The 15,333-nt window shown below is 67.6% G+C and carries 12 protein-coding genes; 4 read left to right on the top strand and 8 right to left on the bottom strand.

All coding sequences use genetic code 11. From position 1 onward, the window contains the following. The first annotated feature begins 62 nt into the window (after positions 1–62). Positions 63–1,073, top strand: coding sequence for a LacI family DNA-binding transcriptional regulator (locus ASE86_RS14620; protein WP_056428505.1), 1,011 nt, complete (start codon positions 63–65; stop codon positions 1,071–1,073). Between the two features lie 3 nt (positions 1,074–1,076). Here the strand turns inward: ASE86_RS14620 and ASE86_RS14615 are convergent, their stop codons facing one another. The 4 genes from ASE86_RS14615 to ASE86_RS14600 form a co-directional block, all read right to left on the bottom strand. Further along, positions 1,077–3,302, bottom strand: a complete 2,226-nt coding sequence (locus tag ASE86_RS14615; protein WP_082441953.1) for an alpha-galactosidase — start codon at positions 3,300–3,302, stop codon at positions 1,077–1,079. Between the two features lie 23 nt (positions 3,303–3,325). Then, a complete protein-coding gene (locus ASE86_RS14610) occupies positions 3,326–4,444 on the bottom strand; it encodes a glycoside hydrolase family 68 protein (RefSeq protein ID WP_056428502.1) in 1,119 nt (372 codons plus the stop codon). Continuing rightward, positions 4,441–5,778, bottom strand: coding sequence for an MFS transporter (locus ASE86_RS14605; RefSeq protein ID WP_056428499.1), 1,338 nt, complete (start codon positions 5,776–5,778; stop codon positions 4,441–4,443). Before ASE86_RS14605 ends, ASE86_RS14610 begins: the two co-directional genes overlap by 4 nt. Positions 5,779–5,924: 146 nt before the next feature. Next, positions 5,925–6,380, bottom strand: coding sequence for a MarR family winged helix-turn-helix transcriptional regulator (locus ASE86_RS14600; protein WP_056428497.1), 456 nt, complete (start codon positions 6,378–6,380; stop codon positions 5,925–5,927). Positions 6,381–6,486: 106 nt separating this feature from the next. Here ASE86_RS14600 and ASE86_RS14595 point away from each other — a divergent pair, with 106 nt between their 5' ends. After that, positions 6,487–6,912 carry an organic hydroperoxide resistance protein gene (locus ASE86_RS14595; protein ID WP_056428494.1) on the top strand — a complete coding sequence of 142 codons (426 nt, stop codon included), beginning with the start codon at positions 6,487–6,489 and terminating at the stop codon, positions 6,910–6,912. A 65-nt stretch (positions 6,913–6,977) separates the two neighbouring features. Then, entirely contained in the window at positions 6,978–8,909 is a 1,932-nt protein-coding gene (locus ASE86_RS14590; protein WP_056428492.1) for a prolyl oligopeptidase family serine peptidase, read from the top strand. Between the two features lie 92 nt (positions 8,910–9,001). Here the strand turns inward: ASE86_RS14590 and ASE86_RS14585 are convergent, their stop codons facing one another. The 3 genes from ASE86_RS14585 to ASE86_RS14575 form a co-directional block, all read right to left on the bottom strand. Next, on the bottom strand, positions 9,002–10,117 hold the full coding sequence (locus ASE86_RS14585) for a zinc-binding dehydrogenase (protein ID WP_056428490.1): 1,116 nt from the start codon (positions 10,115–10,117) through the stop codon (positions 9,002–9,004). Positions 10,118–10,161: 44 nt separating this feature from the next. Beyond that, positions 10,162–11,382: a S1 family peptidase gene (locus ASE86_RS14580; protein WP_235524132.1), complete on the bottom strand. Its 1,221-nt coding sequence runs from the start codon at positions 11,380–11,382 to the stop codon at positions 10,162–10,164. Between the two features lie 162 nt (positions 11,383–11,544). Further along, on the bottom strand, positions 11,545–13,161 hold the full coding sequence (locus ASE86_RS14575) for a cryptochrome/photolyase family protein (protein WP_056428487.1): 1,617 nt from the start codon (positions 13,159–13,161) through the stop codon (positions 11,545–11,547). A 37-nt stretch (positions 13,162–13,198) separates the two neighbouring features. On the opposite strand from ASE86_RS14575, the gene ASE86_RS14570 reads away from it, so the two are divergent. After that, on the top strand, positions 13,199–13,879 hold the full coding sequence (locus ASE86_RS14570; protein ID WP_056428484.1) for an SDR family NAD(P)-dependent oxidoreductase: 681 nt from the start codon (positions 13,199–13,201) through the stop codon (positions 13,877–13,879). Positions 13,880–13,970: 91 nt separating this feature from the next. Here ASE86_RS14570 and ASE86_RS14565 read toward each other — a convergent pair whose 3' ends face one another. After that, entirely contained in the window at positions 13,971–15,302 is a 1,332-nt protein-coding gene (locus ASE86_RS14565; RefSeq protein ID WP_056428481.1) for an ABC1 kinase family protein, read from the bottom strand. Positions 15,303–15,333: the final 31 nt, after the last annotated feature.

Raw genomic sequence — 15,333 nt, 5'->3', positions numbered from 1 at the left:
GCCGCACCCCGTCGGCGCCCGCCCCTTTTTTCTTGTCGCGCCGTCCCTTAGAGCGTGAAACCATGACAAAGCCCGCCCGGCCCCTGACCCTAGCCGACATCGCACGCATGGCAGGCGTATCGACCGGCACGGTGTCGCGCGCGCTGGCGGGAAAGTCCGTGGTCAACGCCGAAACCCGCAAGCGCGTGACCGAGATCGCCACCGCACACGGCTTCAAGCCCAACCTGATGGCGCGGCGGCTGCGCACGCAGCGCACCGGCGTGATCGGCATCGCCGTGCCGCTGGGACACGAGCGGCGCCAGCACCTGTCCGATCCGTTCTTCATGACGCTGCTCGGCCACCTGGCCGATGCGATCACCGAGCGCGGGTACGACATCATGCTGTCGCGGATCATTCCCGACGACGACGAATGGCTGGACACGATCGTTCAGTCGGGCATGCTCGACGGAGTCCTGCTGATCGGCCAATCCGACGAGTTCGAAAATATCGAGGCGGTGGCCCGCACTTACCTGCCGATGGTCGTGTGGGGCAGCCAGGTGCCGGACCAGGTCCACTGCGCGGTCGGCGTGGACAATTTCGTCGGTGGGCGCCTGGCGGGGGAGCATCTGATCGCCCGCGGATGCCGCCGCCTGGCCTTCATGGGCGAAGTACGCACGCTGGAGTTGATCGAGCGGTTCCGCGGCCTGTGCGCGGCCGCCGATGCCGCGGGGCTCGAAGCCCCTCTCCAGCTCGACACGCACCTTGCATCCGACATCATGGCCGACGAAATCGCCGCCAACCTCGACCGTGCCGGATCGGCGATCGACGGGATCGCCGCCGCGTCTGACGTGATCGCGACGCGCACGGTCGCCGTGTTGTCGGCGCGTGGTATCGCGGTGCCCGAGCACATGGCGGTGACCGGATTCGACGACCTGCCGGTCGCGGCACAGACCGCGATCCCGTTGACGACGGTGCGGCAGGACCTGGTCGCCGGTGCAGCCGCGATGGTCGACCGCCTGTTCGCCCGGATCGCCGGCGACCCCGCGCCGTCGCTTCAGATGCAGCCCGAGCTGATCGTCCGCGACAGCGCCTGAGAGCTATGTGATCGCGTCGAACACGAACGCGATCCCGACGTAATCGCCCTTCAGCGGCGCGCGCAGGCCCTTTTGCATCCAGTACGCGCCGCTTGCGTGTATCGGCACGCCCGCGGGCAATGCGCCACCGCCCAGCACGGACACGCGGTAGATGCGTGCGGGGTCCAGGCCCTGCGGCCGGTTGGCGGCAGGATTGTCGCGCCACATCGACGAATGGAGCATCTGGAACAGCACGCCCTGGCGACCGTCCTGCGCCACGGACATCGTCGCCGACGTCGCATCTTCGCCGACCGGCGGGTCGATGCGGTACAGCCGCCCGCGCTGCACGGTCGATCGGATCGTCTTGTACGCCGCAACCCACTTCGCCGCGGTCGCGAAATCGGCGTCCTGCCAATGGTCGAGGTTTGCGCCGATCCCCAAGCCCCCCTGCATCGACGACAGGAAGCGATAGTCGAGGCTGGTAACGCGCGTGTTCGCCCAGTTCGGGCTGTCGGTCACCCACGCCATCATCACCGCAGGCGCATAGGCCTGGGTGAAGCCGTCCTGGATCATCAGCCGGTCGGCGGGGTCGGTGTTGTCCGACGTCCAGACCTGATCGCTGTATTCAAGGATGCCGAGGTCGATCCGCCCGCCGCCGCCCGAGCACGCCTCGATCTCCAGCCGGGGATGCCGGCGTCGCAGCTCGGCCAGGATGTGGTAGAGGTTGCGGACGTAATCGACATAGACGCGCTGCTGGTCCTCGACCGGCACTCCCGCCCAGCCTGCCTCCGTCCAGTTGCGGTTATAGTCCCACTTCAGGAAGGCGATGTCGTTCTCGCTTACGAGCGTGTCGAGCACGCCAAGCAGGTGATCGCGCACGTCGATCCGCGCGAGGTTCAGCACCAGCTGATTTCGCCCCTCGGTCCGCGGGCGATCGGGATAGGCAAGCACCCAGTCGGGATGCGCACGGTACAGATCGCTGTCGGCGTTCACCATTTCCGGCTCGACCCACAGGCCGAAATCCATGCCGAGCGACTTAACCTTGTCGATCAGCGGCTTCAGCCCGTTCGGAAACTTCGTGCGGTTGACGGTCCAGTCGCCCAGTCCCGCGCGGTCGCTGTTACGCGCGCCGAACCAGCCGTCATCGACCACGAACCGCTCGACGCCGATCTTGGCCGCCTTTTCCGCAAGGGCAGCCTGCCCCGCCTCGGTCACGTCGAAGGCGGTCGCTTCCCAGCTGTTGTACAGTACCGGGCGCAGCTTGGCCTTGACGCCGTCCGGAATGATCTTGCGCATCTGGAAATCGTGGAACGCGCGCGAGGCGCCGCCCATGCCGCCGTCCGAATAGCCGGCATAGAAGACGGGCGTGTCGAGCGTCTCGCCGGGTTTCAGCGTCCAGGCGAAGTCGTAGCTGTTGTACCCGCCGGCGATGCGCACGCGGCCGAGGTTGTCCTGGCCGACGCTGATGCGGAACGACCCCGACCAGGCGAGCGCACCGTACCAGACCGGCCCGGCATCCTCGCTCGTCACACGCTCGCGTCCAATCGCGAACCACGGGTTGTTGCCGTGCCCGGTCGATCCGCGGCGGCTTTCCAGCACGGTCAGCGCCGGTGTCACCGGCACCTGCTTCTGAGTCCATTCGGCGGCGTGGCGACCGGTTAGATAGTGCAGGCGGTAATCGTCGCCGACCGGCAGGGTGAAGACCGCCGATGCGATCTGATCGACGCGCACGGGTTTCGTGTCGCCGTTATGGACGCTGGCCGATCGGCCGATGACGCCGCTGTCGGGGTCGATCGTGTAGCGCAGCGTGACCGTCAGCGGGCGGCGGATGTCGGCGAGTTCGACGACCAGCGTATCGCCCTCCACCCGATGCGCGCGATATTTGAGTACGAGATCGCGGTTGCCGTCGGCGAACACCGTCTTGATGCCGGGCTCGCTGACCAGCCCTTCGCCCTGCCCCGGATATTCCTGCGGCGTGACGGAGCCGGCGGGATCGAAGCCAGACAGCTCGCCTGGTGCCTTCAGCTGCGCGGGATCGCCCGGGACCAGCGGGTCGTTGGGCCCGAGCGGCGCACCCCAGTAGAGCGGCTGGAGGTACCCCTTGTCATCGACCCCCAGCGCATAGGTGAAGCCGTGCCCGTCCAGGCGAAAGATCGTCGCACCTTTTGGTGCGGTCACCTTGGCATTCACGTCGATACTCCCCGTCAGGGCGGTCAGCCCGGTCGCCAGCATCATGGCTGCCTTGCGCATTCCACCGACCCCGTATGTGTCGTTCAGGCCGCCTCGGCTCGTGCCGGTGTCGCGATCGTCGCGCGATCGCCCGACAGGTGCAGCGCGAAGCCCGGCGCGGCGGTGCCACCGAAATGCCGGCGCCGATCGGCCGCATCGGCGGGTCGCAAGCCGCCAAGGCTGTGATAGTCGGCGAAGCTGATGACCTCGCCTTCGCCGGTGACCCACCAGCAATAGGCCTGGGTCGGCTCGGCCTCGGGATTGCCGGCGACAAGGGCGCTGCCGTTGAGCGGCGTCCACGGTCCGTCGACGCTGGGGGCGACCATGCCGTACAGGCCCGTCGGCGCGCCGATGCCGGGAGCAAAGCGCTTCGCCTGTGTCGACCAGAACAGGTAATAGAGCCCGTCGCGCAGGACGATATGCGGGCGTTCGAGTTCGCTGTTGAGGTCGCGCGCGTCGACCAGCGGCGCCGCCACCCGCCACGCGTCGCCGTCACGCGTCGCGATGCCGATCACGCCGTCGTGGACGGCATCATATCCGCCGGCCGATCCGGTGAACAGGATGTGTTCACGCCCCGTCGCCGGGTCGCGAAAATAGCCGGGATCGCGGAAGCCCTTGATCCGGTCGTCGATCGGCGCGGTCTGGTCGGCGATGCGATAGGTCGCGCCGTCCGCCTGGGCGGTTTCGCCCGGCGAACTCCAGTCGCCGACCGCGCCATCGGCGAACCGGCCGGTCGTCACGAACAGCCTCTGCTCGAACGACCGCGTTCCGCCGCGGCGACCGGCTGCGGTGAAGTGCATCGCCAGCGTCGTGCCGTCGTCGTGGAGCACCGCCGAGCCTGACCATTCGCGCGTTCCGGGTGCAAAGTCCTCGGCAAACGCAGGCCCGTGATCGCGCCAGCCATCCTCACCACGGCTGTACAAGCGGATCCGCGCGACGTCGTGGCGGGCCTCCGGGTCATCGGCCTTGGGGACCGCCAGGAAGAACCACCACGTCCGGCCATCGACCACCGCGGTGCGTCCGTCGGCACGCGCGATCGGCCACATGTCCCAGACGTCGCGGGTCGGATCGACCGGCACCAAATCCGCGGCGGAGAATACCGGCAATCGCGCCTCCGCCTGGGTCGCGGCGTTCGCGGCCTGCTCCTTCGTCCAGCGCGTCACGCCTCCGCTCCGATCGGCCGGCCTTCGGCACCGGTCGCCCGCACGCGGAACACCGCGATCGCCGCACAGAACATCAGCACCCCGCACAATGTCAGGACGTTGCGCGGGTCACCGCCCATCAGGGGCTGGTAATAGAAGGGCAGCGTCGCGGCGATCAGCAGCATCGGGATCACGATCATCATGTTGAAGATGCCCATGTAGACGCCGGTCCGCTCGGGCGGGATCGATCCGGCCAGGATGACATACGGGTTGCCCATCATGCTCGCCCACCCGATGCCGATGCCGGTCGCGGGCAGGAACAGCATCCATTTCTCGGTGATGTGCGGCAGCCACAGCATACCGATACCGGCCAGCACTAGGCACGCGGCATGCAGGCTCGCCGCACCGATCCGCTTGGCGAGCGGCACCATCGCGAAGGCGGCGAGGAACGCGACACCGTTGTACCACGCCGCCATCTCGCCGTTGGTCAGCACGGCGGAATGGAACCCCGACGATTGCGGATCGGCGGTGCCATAGACCGACCGGCCGATCGTGTAGATGACATAGCTCCAGTAGGCGGCCATCGCGTACCATTGGAACAGGCTCATCACCGCCAGCTTGCGCATCGCCGGCGGCATGTCGCGGATCGCCTGCGCGATTTCCGTCACCGCTGCGCCCAGCCCTTTCGGCGCCCTGGCGATGCGGGCCCGCTCGGTCAGGCTCAGCGGCAGTTCGGGCACGCGCAGGATCGAATACAGGATCGTCCCGAACGACAGCACCGCCCCGACCATGAACGCGATCCGCGCGGTGTAGGGGATGTTATGCGTATCGACCCAATCCTGGTTCATGCCCGCCCAGACCAGCAGCGACGGCGTCAGGAACGCAAGCATCTGCGCCAGACCGGTGAAGGCAGACTGCGTCAGGAACCCGAACTGGTGCTGGTCCGGGTTCAGCCGGTCGGAGACATAGGCGCGGTACGGCTCCATCGTGATGTTGTTGCCGGCATCGAGAATCCACAGCAGCGACACCGCCATCAGGATCGAATGGCTGAGCGGCATGAAGAACAGGCCGAAGGCGCACAGCACCGCCCCAAGCAGGAAATACGGCGTCCGCCGCCCCCAGCGCGTGTCGGTCCTGTCGGACCATGCCCCGATCAGCGGCTGGACGAGCAGCCCGGTCACCGGCCCGGCCAGCTGGAGCAGCGGCAACGAGGCTTCCGACGCGCCGAGGTAGCTGTAGATCGGCGCCATGTTGCCCTGCTGCAACCCGAAGCTGAATTGCAGGCCGAGGAAGCCCAGGTTCATCTCGAGGATGCGCGCTGCCGACAATTGCGGTTTCGAATCCGGATATCGCATTCCCGCCTCTCCCGTTCGCCGGCGTAGCGCCGTGACCCAATCGCTATTACAATCGATTGCAATAGGGGGCAATAGCCGGTCGAGGGAATTATCAGGGTGCCGATGTCGATCCTTGGGCGCCGCGGTGGTCGCCGGCGCCGTGCCGATCAGTCCGCTGGTGCCGCGTCCACCAGCGCGCGGCGCAGCGCGTGCATCTGCGCGGTCAGCGTCTGCAATTCGGCGACCGCCAGACCGGTCTTGGTGACGATCGCCTCCGTGATGCACGCGCGCTCGGTCTTCAGAACATGGCCATGGTCGGTAAGGGTGACGAAGACCTGGCGCTCATCGCGCGCATTGCGTTCGCGGGTAACCAGTCCGGCGGTTTCCAGCCGCTTCACCAATGGCGTGATGGTGCTCGATTCGAGCGACAACCGCTCGGCCAGTCCGCCGATCGTCCGCCCGTCACCCTCCCACAGGGCCTGGAGCACCAGATATTGCGGAAAGGTCAGGCCGATCGCGTCGAGCAGCGGCTTGTACGCGCGTCCCATCGCCATGGAAGCGCCGTAGAGCGCGAAGCACAACTGGCCTTCGAGCGACAACGGATCGGAAGGGGCGTCGGTCATGGCCCGCAATCCTACACCCGATGCGAGGGTGCGACAAACACCTCCTGGAAAATATTTCGTGCCACAATATATATCGTAGTAAGTTAATTGCACAGGAGCCATTTTTATGTCCGTCGACGTCAAATACCGCACCACCGCCTCTGCCACCGGGGGCCGCGAGGGAACCGCGCGCAGCGAGGACGGCCGGTTCGAGGCGCGGCTGTCGACGCCGAAGGAACTAGGCGGCGCGGGTGGCAAGGGCACCAATCCCGAGCAGCTGTTCGCGGCCGGCTATGCCGCCTGCTTCATCGGCGCGCTGAAGGTCGCCGGGCAGCAGTTGAAGGTGAAGGTGCCCGACGACACGTCGGTCAACGCCGAGGTCGGCATCGGCCCGCGTGCGGCCGGAGGCTTCGGTATCACCGCCGACCTGACCGTTTCGCTGCCGGGGATCGACCGCGACCAGGCGCAGAAGCTGGTCGATGCCGCCCATGACGTCTGCCCCTATTCGAACGCGACGCGGGGCAATGTCGACGTCGGCCTGACGCTCGCCTGATCGTCGTCGGGCAGCCCCTCAGCCCGCGTCCTTGACGGCGCGGGCGGGGGCGGCATGATCGGGGGATGCTGAAGCCCCTCCTCGCCACCGCGGCAATCGTCGCCCTCGCCCTCCCCGTCACCGCACAGACGGTCGCCACGCGCCAGGTCGGCACGGCTACCTTGCAGAACGTTCCCGAAATCCCCGCCGACGTGCGCGCGGCGGTCCAGCGCTACCAGAACAGCCGGGCCGCACAGTTCGAGGACTGGCTGCCGGATGGGTCGATGCTGATCGCCACGCGATTTGGCGCGACGCAGCAGATCCACCACGTCGCCCGCCCCGGCGGTGCCCGCACGCAAATCACCTTCGCCGACGAACCCGTGGCCGACGCGCGCGTCATTCCAGGCTCCGATCGCTTCGTCCTGACCCGTGACACCGGCGGCGACGAGTGGTTTCAGCTCTACGCCCGCGGCCTGACCGGCACCGCGACCCAGCTGACGACGCCGGGCACGCGCAATCAGTCGCCGGTCTTCAGCGCCGACGGGCGGATGCTCGCCTGGGCCCAGGCGACGAAGGGGTCGGCAGCGTACACGATCTACGCCACCGATCCGACCGCGGGCGGCGCCCCGCGCGCGCTGTACCGTGCGGACGGCAGCGTCGGCCCGGCCGATATCGCCCCCGATAAGTCGCGGCTGATCTTCGTGCGCAGCCTGTCGAACCGCGAAGATCAGCTCTTCGAACTGAATCTCGCGAACGGGCAGGCGACGCGCATCGCCCCGAACGCGGCGGAGGCGGTCTACCAGGGCCCGCGCTACCTGCCCGGCGGTACGCGGATCATCGCGATTTCCGACACCGGCAACGACACCCGCCAGCTGGTCGAGATCGACATCGCGACTGGTGCCGTGACCGTCGTGACGCCGGGCCTGAAATGGGATGTCGAAAGCTTCGACCTGACAAAGGACGGCCGCGTGCTGGCCTATGCGGTGAACGAGGACGGGTTCTCGCGCGTCGTCGTGCAGGACCGCGTGACCCGCCGCGCGCTGCCGCAGCCGGTGGTGCCGAAGGGCGTGCTGACCGCGCTGAAATTCTCGCGAGACGGCCGACAGCTGGCGATCGGCCTGACGTCGGCGACATCGGCCGGCGACGTATGGAGTTGGGACGTGACGGGCGCCGCGCTGACGCGCTGGACCACATCGGAGCTGGGGGACCTCGATCCGGCCAGGCTCGCCGAACCCGAACTGATCCGTTTCAAGTCGTTCGATGGCCTGTCCGTCCCCGCCTTCGTCTATCGGCCAAAAGGCATCGCGCCGGGGACCAAGACGCCGGTCATCATCGACATCCACGGCGGGCCCGAGGCGCAGACGCGGCCGGTGTGGAACTATGGCGCGCAATATTTCTCCGACGTGCTGAAGGCGACGGTGATCCTGCCCAACGTGCGCGGCAGCGACGGCTATGGCCGCCGCTATCTCAACCTCGACAATGCCGAGAAGCGCGAGGATTCGGTCAAGGACATCGGCGCGCTGCTCGACTGGATCGGAACGCAGCCCGGGCTCGATGCCCGGCGTGTCGCGGTCTATGGCCAATCCTACGGCGGGTACATGAGCCTGGCGGTGATGACGCACTATTCCGACCGGCTGGTCGGCGGGGTCGAACGCTACGGCATCAGCAACTGGACGACGTTCCTCGAGAACACCGAGGCCTATCGCCGCGACAACCGCCGCGCCGAATACGGCGACGAACGCGACCTCAAGATGCAGGCGGTGTTCGCGAAGATCTCGCCGATGGCCAATATCGGCCGGATCACCAAGCCGATGCTGGTGATGCAGGGCGCCAACGACCCGCGCGTGCCGCAATCGGAATCGGACCAAGTCGTCGCCAGGTTGCGGCAGAACGGAAACGAGACCTGGTACGTGCTCTTCGCCGACGAAGGTCACGGTTTCCTGAAGAAGCCCAACAACGACCTGCGCCGCGAAGTGGAGACGTTGTTCCTGCGCAAGGTTTTCGGAGGGGCGAAGTAATGTCCGGTGCTCCCGCGCAGGCGGGAGCCCAGGGCCACGAGCGCTGCACTGTATGGCTCTGGGCTCCCGCCTTCGCGGGAGCACCGTGCGGTTCAGCCCCGGGTCGGATCGATCAGGAACTTCTCGCCCGTCGCCTTGCGTTCGTACGCGCGCAGGACGTCGGGATCGAGCGCTTCGGCAAGACCGATCGTCCGCGTGTAGTTGCTGGCGAACGTAGTCGTCAGCTCCGCCGCGACGCGCTCACGCATCCGCTGCGCGACGTCCTTGCCGGCGCGCTGGAGGAACGGGAACAACAGCCAGCCGCCCACGCTCCACGCAAAACCGAACACCAGGCGGTTGAGGGTCGTCGGCGCCAGGTCGAGCGCGCCGTAGATGTAGAGTTGCTTGCGCTCGAGCGAGCCATAGCGGTTGTAGTCGGTCATCCGCTTGACCGCCGCGCGCTCCATCGCCTGGAGGATGTCGCTGCCGAGCGTACCGCCGCCGATCGCGTCGAACGCGATAGTCGCGCCGGTTCCGTCGATCGCCGCCTGCAACTTCTGCGCAAAATCGGCGTCCTTGCTGTTCAGGACATGGCGGGCGCCGATCCCGCGCAGGATCGCGACCTGTTCGTCCGATCGCACGATGTTCACCAGCGGGATGCCGTCCGCCAGGCAGATCTTCTGGAGCATCTGGCCAAGGTTTGAGGCTGCGGCGGTGTGGACGATCGCCGTGTGCCCCTCCATCTTCGCGGTCTCGACGAAGCCCAGTGCCGTCAGCGGATTGACGAACATCGCCGCGCCGTCCGCCGCGCTGGCGCCGTCGGGCAGCGGCACCACGTCGCGGGCGGCGATCTTGCGGTAATCGGCGTACATCGCGCCGCCGATCATGCCGACCTGCTTGCCCTCCAGCGCCTCGGCATTGGCGCCTGCCGCCACGACGGTGCCGGCACCTTCGTTACCGACCGGCATCGACTGGCCCAGCCGCGCCTTCACGCCGCCCAGCCGGTTCTGCGCGACCGTCAAGCGCAGCGCATCGCCGGACCGCTCCAGCGTCGAGACATCCGCCGGGCCGAGCAGCAGGCCCAGGTCGCTCGGATTGATCGGTGCCGCCTCGACCTTGACGATCACCTCGTCATCGCCGGGATCGCCGACCTCCACCGTCTCCAGCGACAGCGTCAGCGTGCCGTCCGCGTCGATCGTCGAGCGCAGTTCGCGTCCCGTAAAGCCCATCACGTCCTCCTTGAAACAGGCCAAGGAAGATGGGTGGACCGGTTTCAGTTGTAAAGAGAAACGGATTGTTGCGTCACCAACGTCCACCCCGTCGGGAGGAAGTCGGTCGACATGAAGAAATAGAAACCGCAGCTGCCGTCGCGGCGATAGCTGCCGCCTTTCAGGATGCCGACCGCAGTCGTGCCGATGAAGACCGGGCTGCCGCTGTCGCCGCCCTTGCACCCCGGACCAGCGACCGTCGTCCACGTCGGCAGGCAGGCGCCGCCGCACAGGTCGCCGGCCGGAGCGAAGTCGGTCAGTTCGACCTGCGAGCAGCTGTAGCCGGTGCGTTCGCCGCGGTGGCAGAGCACGTCGCCGGCGCGCATCGTCGCCCGGCCGCGCGCGGTGGTGACCGGGCGCAGGACGGTCTTTGCGGTGTCGGCGTAGAAGACGGGCGCGAGCGGTGCAGGCGCCAGGTTCACCTGCACGTCCTGGTTGCCCCAGCCCCATTGGCCGAGGAAGGGCAGCACGACCTGCGTCCCGTCGACATCCCGCATGGCAAGTTCGTCGGGGCAATGCGCCGCGGTCGCCAGCGCATAACGCGCGCCGTCCGTCACCGCGAAGCCGGCGGTACAGACATAGCGGGCAGGATCACCCGGCCGACTGCCGACCAGCCGCCCGCCCCCGGCGATGCCGGCCATGTCGAGCGCGGGCTGGTCGAGCACGCGCAACCGCACCGGCACGCGCGTCAGGCTGGCCAACCGGTCACGCAAGCCTTGCGCACCCTCCCGCTCGACGTCGCGCGCGGCGACGACCGCGACCAGTTCGCCGCTGCGTTGATCGACGCCCAGCCCCGGCGGCGCGATCAGGCTGGCGCGGATTTCGGCCTGATGCGCGGTGATCGCCTGGGCCATGCCGGTCAGCGTCGTGGTCGCATTCGGCACGAACTGAATCGACACCGGCGTACCGGCGATGATGACGCTGCGGTCGGGCTCGGGCGCGTCGCCGGTCAATCGGACGAGGATGCGAAAGGCCGGGCGGTGATCGATCGCGATGCCGGCCAGCCGATCGGCGAATTCGGCCGAGAGCGCGTCGGTGACAGGCACGCTGGCTTCCTGCAGGCGAAGCTGGCGGGCGGCCTGGTCGGGCGGGAGGCCCAGGCGCTCGGCGACGGCGGCGGCATCCTGCGCAATGGCGGTGTCGGGGGTTTGCGCCGTCTGGGCGTATGCGGGCAGGATCGCGGCAAACGTCAGCGCGACGAAGAGTGAGCGAAATAGGCCAGCCACGAGTACGCCATAGAGCATTTTTGGTGACCGTTGACTGAACAGGCCTTTCGTCATCCCCGCTCAGGCGGGGATCAATAGTCGCTGAACGAGATGAGTCTCACGCAGGTCAGCCAGAATTTATCCCCGCCTCCGCGGGGATGACGGACTGAGGTGCGGAGATGGTCAGCCCGTCTTCCCCTCCCGCGCCCAACCCGCTTTCGCCGGCTCCAGCGTTTCCAGAAACGCATCCGCGCTCGCCAGATACTCCGCGCGCTTGTCCTCAGACATCCGCCGCCATGTCGCGTACATCGTGCCCATCCGCGGATTGCCGGCGAACCGCTTCTCGTGCCGTGCCAGGAAATGCCAGTAAAGCGCGTTGAAAGGGCAGGCGTCCGGCCCCGTCTTCTGCTTCACGCTGTACCGGCATTTCCCGCAATAATCGGACATACGGTCGATATAGGCACCGCTCGACGCATAGGGTTTGGATGCGATCATGCCGCCATCGGCGAACTGGCTCATGCCGACAACATTGGGCAGCTCGACCCATTCGTACGCGTCGAAATAGACGACCAGGAACCAGTCGGACACCGCCTGCGGATCGACCCCGGCGACCAGCGCGAAATTGCCGAGCACCATCAGCCGCTGGATGTGGTGGGCATAGGCCTCACGCTTCGTCTGGCCGACGCTTTCGCTCAGGCACCGCAAATCGGTATCGCCGGTCCAGTAGAATTCGGGCAGCGGCCTTGTCGCCTTCAGCGCGTTGCGCTCCGCGAACTTGGGCATATCCCACCAGTACATGCCCCGGATATATTCGCGCCAGCCGATGATCTGGCGGATGAAGCCCTCGACCGAATTAATCGGCGCGTCGCCGCGTTTGTACGCATCTTCCGCGGCCTTGCAGACTTCCAGCGGTTCCAGCAGGCCGATGTTCAGGCATAGCGACAGGCTGGAGTGGTAGAGATAGTCGTGCCCCGCGACCATCGCGTCCTGATACTGGCCGAAGTCGGGCAGCGCGGTCGCGATGAAGTGCTTCAGGGATTTCAGCGCCTGCTTGCGCGTGACCGGCAGGCCGAACGGCTCCAGGTCGCCGAAATGGCCGGCGAAGCGCTTCTCGACCAGCGCCAGCACGTCCTGCGTGATCGCATCGGGCTTGAAGCGCTCCGGTGCGGGATAGTTGAGGCCACGCGGCGGGGTGCCGCGGTTGTCATGATCGAAATTCCACTGGCCGCCCTCGGGCTTGCCGTCCTCGCGCATCAACAGCCCGGTGCGGCGGCGCATGTCGCGGTAGAAATACTCCATCCGGTGCTCGCGCCGCCCCTGCGCCCAGGTGTAGAAATCGCTCAAGGGGCAGACGAAGCGGTCATCGATCAGGATCTCGACATCGATCCCGGTGCGATCGGCCCATTCGTCCTGCATCTGCCGCACGCGATATTCGGCGCCCTCGACCACGCGGATCGCCTGGGCCTTGTGACGCTTGGCGGCGCGGACGACTTCGCCGGTGAAGCTCTGGGTGTTGCCGCGCGCATCGAGCGGGATGTAGTCGACGCTCCAGCCGGCGCTGCGCAGTTCCTCGGCGAAATGGCGCATCGCGGAGAAGATGAGCGCGATCTTCTTCTTGTGATGGCGGACATAGGTCGCTTCGTCCCACACCTCCATCATCAGCACGACGGCGTCCGCGGGATCGACACCCCGCAAGCTGGCGAGACTCCGCGACAGCTGGTCGCCCAGCACGGGGATCAACGTTGTCACGGGCGCGGGACCCGATGGGCGGTTGAGGCGTCCTGATGCATGGGAACACATCTCGGGACGGGCCCTGCGGTTCCCTGGCGGAGGACAAATGCACGACGCAGTGGTGATCGGGGCGAGCGGCGGGATCGGCGCGGCGCTGGTACGGCGGCTGGAGCAATCGGAGCGCTACGGCGCGGTTCACGCGCTGTCGCGCTCGGCCGGGACGATCGATCTGACCGATCCGTCGAGCATCGCCGCGGAGGCAGAGCGGATCCGCGGCCCGCTGGCGCTGGTCATCGTCGCGACCGGGTTGCTTCATGAGGGCGACCGCCGCCCCGAACGATCCCTGCGCGCGCTGGAGGCGGACTGGCTGTTGCGGCAATATCAGGTCAACACGGTCGGCCCGGCGCTGGTCCTGCGCCATTTCACCCCGCTGCTGGCGAAGGACGCGCCGGCGACGATCGCCTGCCTGTCCGCGCGGGTCGGGAGTATTTCCGACAACCGGCTGGGCGGCTGGTACGGCTACCGCGCCGCCAAGGCCGCGCTCAACCAGATCGTGAAGTGCGCGGCGATCGAGATCGCCCGGGGTCGACCGCAGGCGGTGTGCGTCGCGTTGCATCCCGGCACGGTCGACACCGGGCTGAGCGCGCCGTTCCAGGGCAATGTCGCCGAGGACAAGCTGTTCACGCCGGACTATTCGGCCGAGCGCTTGCTGGCGGTGCTGGACGGACTGACGCCGGCCGACAGCGGCGGACTCTTCGCATGGGATGGCGAGCGCATCGCGCCGTAACGCCCGGTGGACGCACGCAGACGGCAGTCCACCGCCACGAGGGCCAGACCGCTATAACCCTGGGCTCTCGCATGCGCACGAGCACTGCGGTTTAGGAAACCGCCGCTTCCGCCAGCCCGCGGACATCGACCCGCGCCTTCAGCCGCGCGGCCAGCAGCGCCGTGCCGCTCACCTTGCGCTGGACGAACAATGTCTCGACGTCGGGCACGTGCCACGTCGCGCGGTCGGCGATCATCCCCTTGGCCTCTTCGCGCACCACCGGCACGAAGGCGCGGTCGCCGAAGTCGAACGGTCCGTCGCGGTTGAGCGCATCGTCGATCGCCGCGATCATCCGGTCGAGCGCCGGCCGGTGCGCCGCCGCCGCCTCGGCCCCGACGAAGCCCGTCTCGACCGTTATGTCGCGGATCGCGTCGCGGTCGCGCGACAGCCCGGCGTGGATCAACCGGCGATAGGCATCGGCGGTGTCGGCCGGCACGTCGCGCGTCGCCCCGAAATCGAGCAGAACCAGCGCATTCGCCTCCGGCTGCCAGCGATAATTGGCAAAGTTCGGGTCGGTCTGCATCACGCCGAAGTCGAACAGCTCGCGCAGCACCAGCGTGACGAGCGCAGTCATCAGCCGGTCGCGCACATCCTGCGGCGCGTCCGCGAGCGCCTCGACCGGCCGCCCCTCGACGAAGTCCATCGCCAGCACGCGCCGCGTGGTCAGCGTCGGCTCCAGCGTCGGCACGGCATAGCGAGCGTCGCCCGCCAGCCGCGCGCCATAGAGCCGCATCTGCTCGCCTTCGCGGACGTAATCGGCTTCCTCGGCCAGCTGGCGCTTCGCTTCGGTCAGCAGCGGCGTCAGGTCGATCGACGACGGCAGCACGCCCGACACCCGCAGCAGCGTCGCGACATTGTCGACATCGGCATCGATGCTTTCGGCGACACCGGGATATTGCACCTTAATCGCAAGCACGCGCCCGTCCGACAGTGTCGCGCGGTGGACCTGGCCGATCGACGCCGCAGCGATCGGCGACGCTTCGAAGTGGCGGAACTTGCGGCGCCAGTCATTGCCCCATTCGTCGCGCAGGACGCGGTCGAGCTGCGTCGGCGGCATCCGGTACGCCTGGTTGCGCAGCCGCGACAGGATCGACTGGAGCTCGGGCGGCAGGACATCGCCCGCATCCATCGAGATCATCTGGCCAAGCTTCATCGCCGCACCACGCAGGTGCGACAACTGGTCGGCGACCCGCTTGGCGTTGCCGGGAGTCAGGACGAGGTCGCCGATCTTCGGCCGCTCGCCCGCCGCCAGCCGCCGCGCGCCCTCCGCGATCATGCCTCCGGCGACACCGCCCGCCAGTCGCCCGAACGCGCCCAACCTCGCGACACGGCCGCTGGGCACCGCACGATGCTGTGTCGGCCGATCCTCGTCATCCTGTTGCATAGGCGGGATAGCGCGGGAGCGACGCTGCGGT

This window comes from Sphingomonas sp. Leaf33 (genome assembly GCF_001421785.1).
GTDB lineage: Bacteria > Pseudomonadota > Alphaproteobacteria > Sphingomonadales > Sphingomonadaceae > Sphingomonas.
The sequence above is the reverse complement of the archived record's forward strand: the minus strand, read 5'-3'. Positions and strand labels throughout refer to the sequence as shown.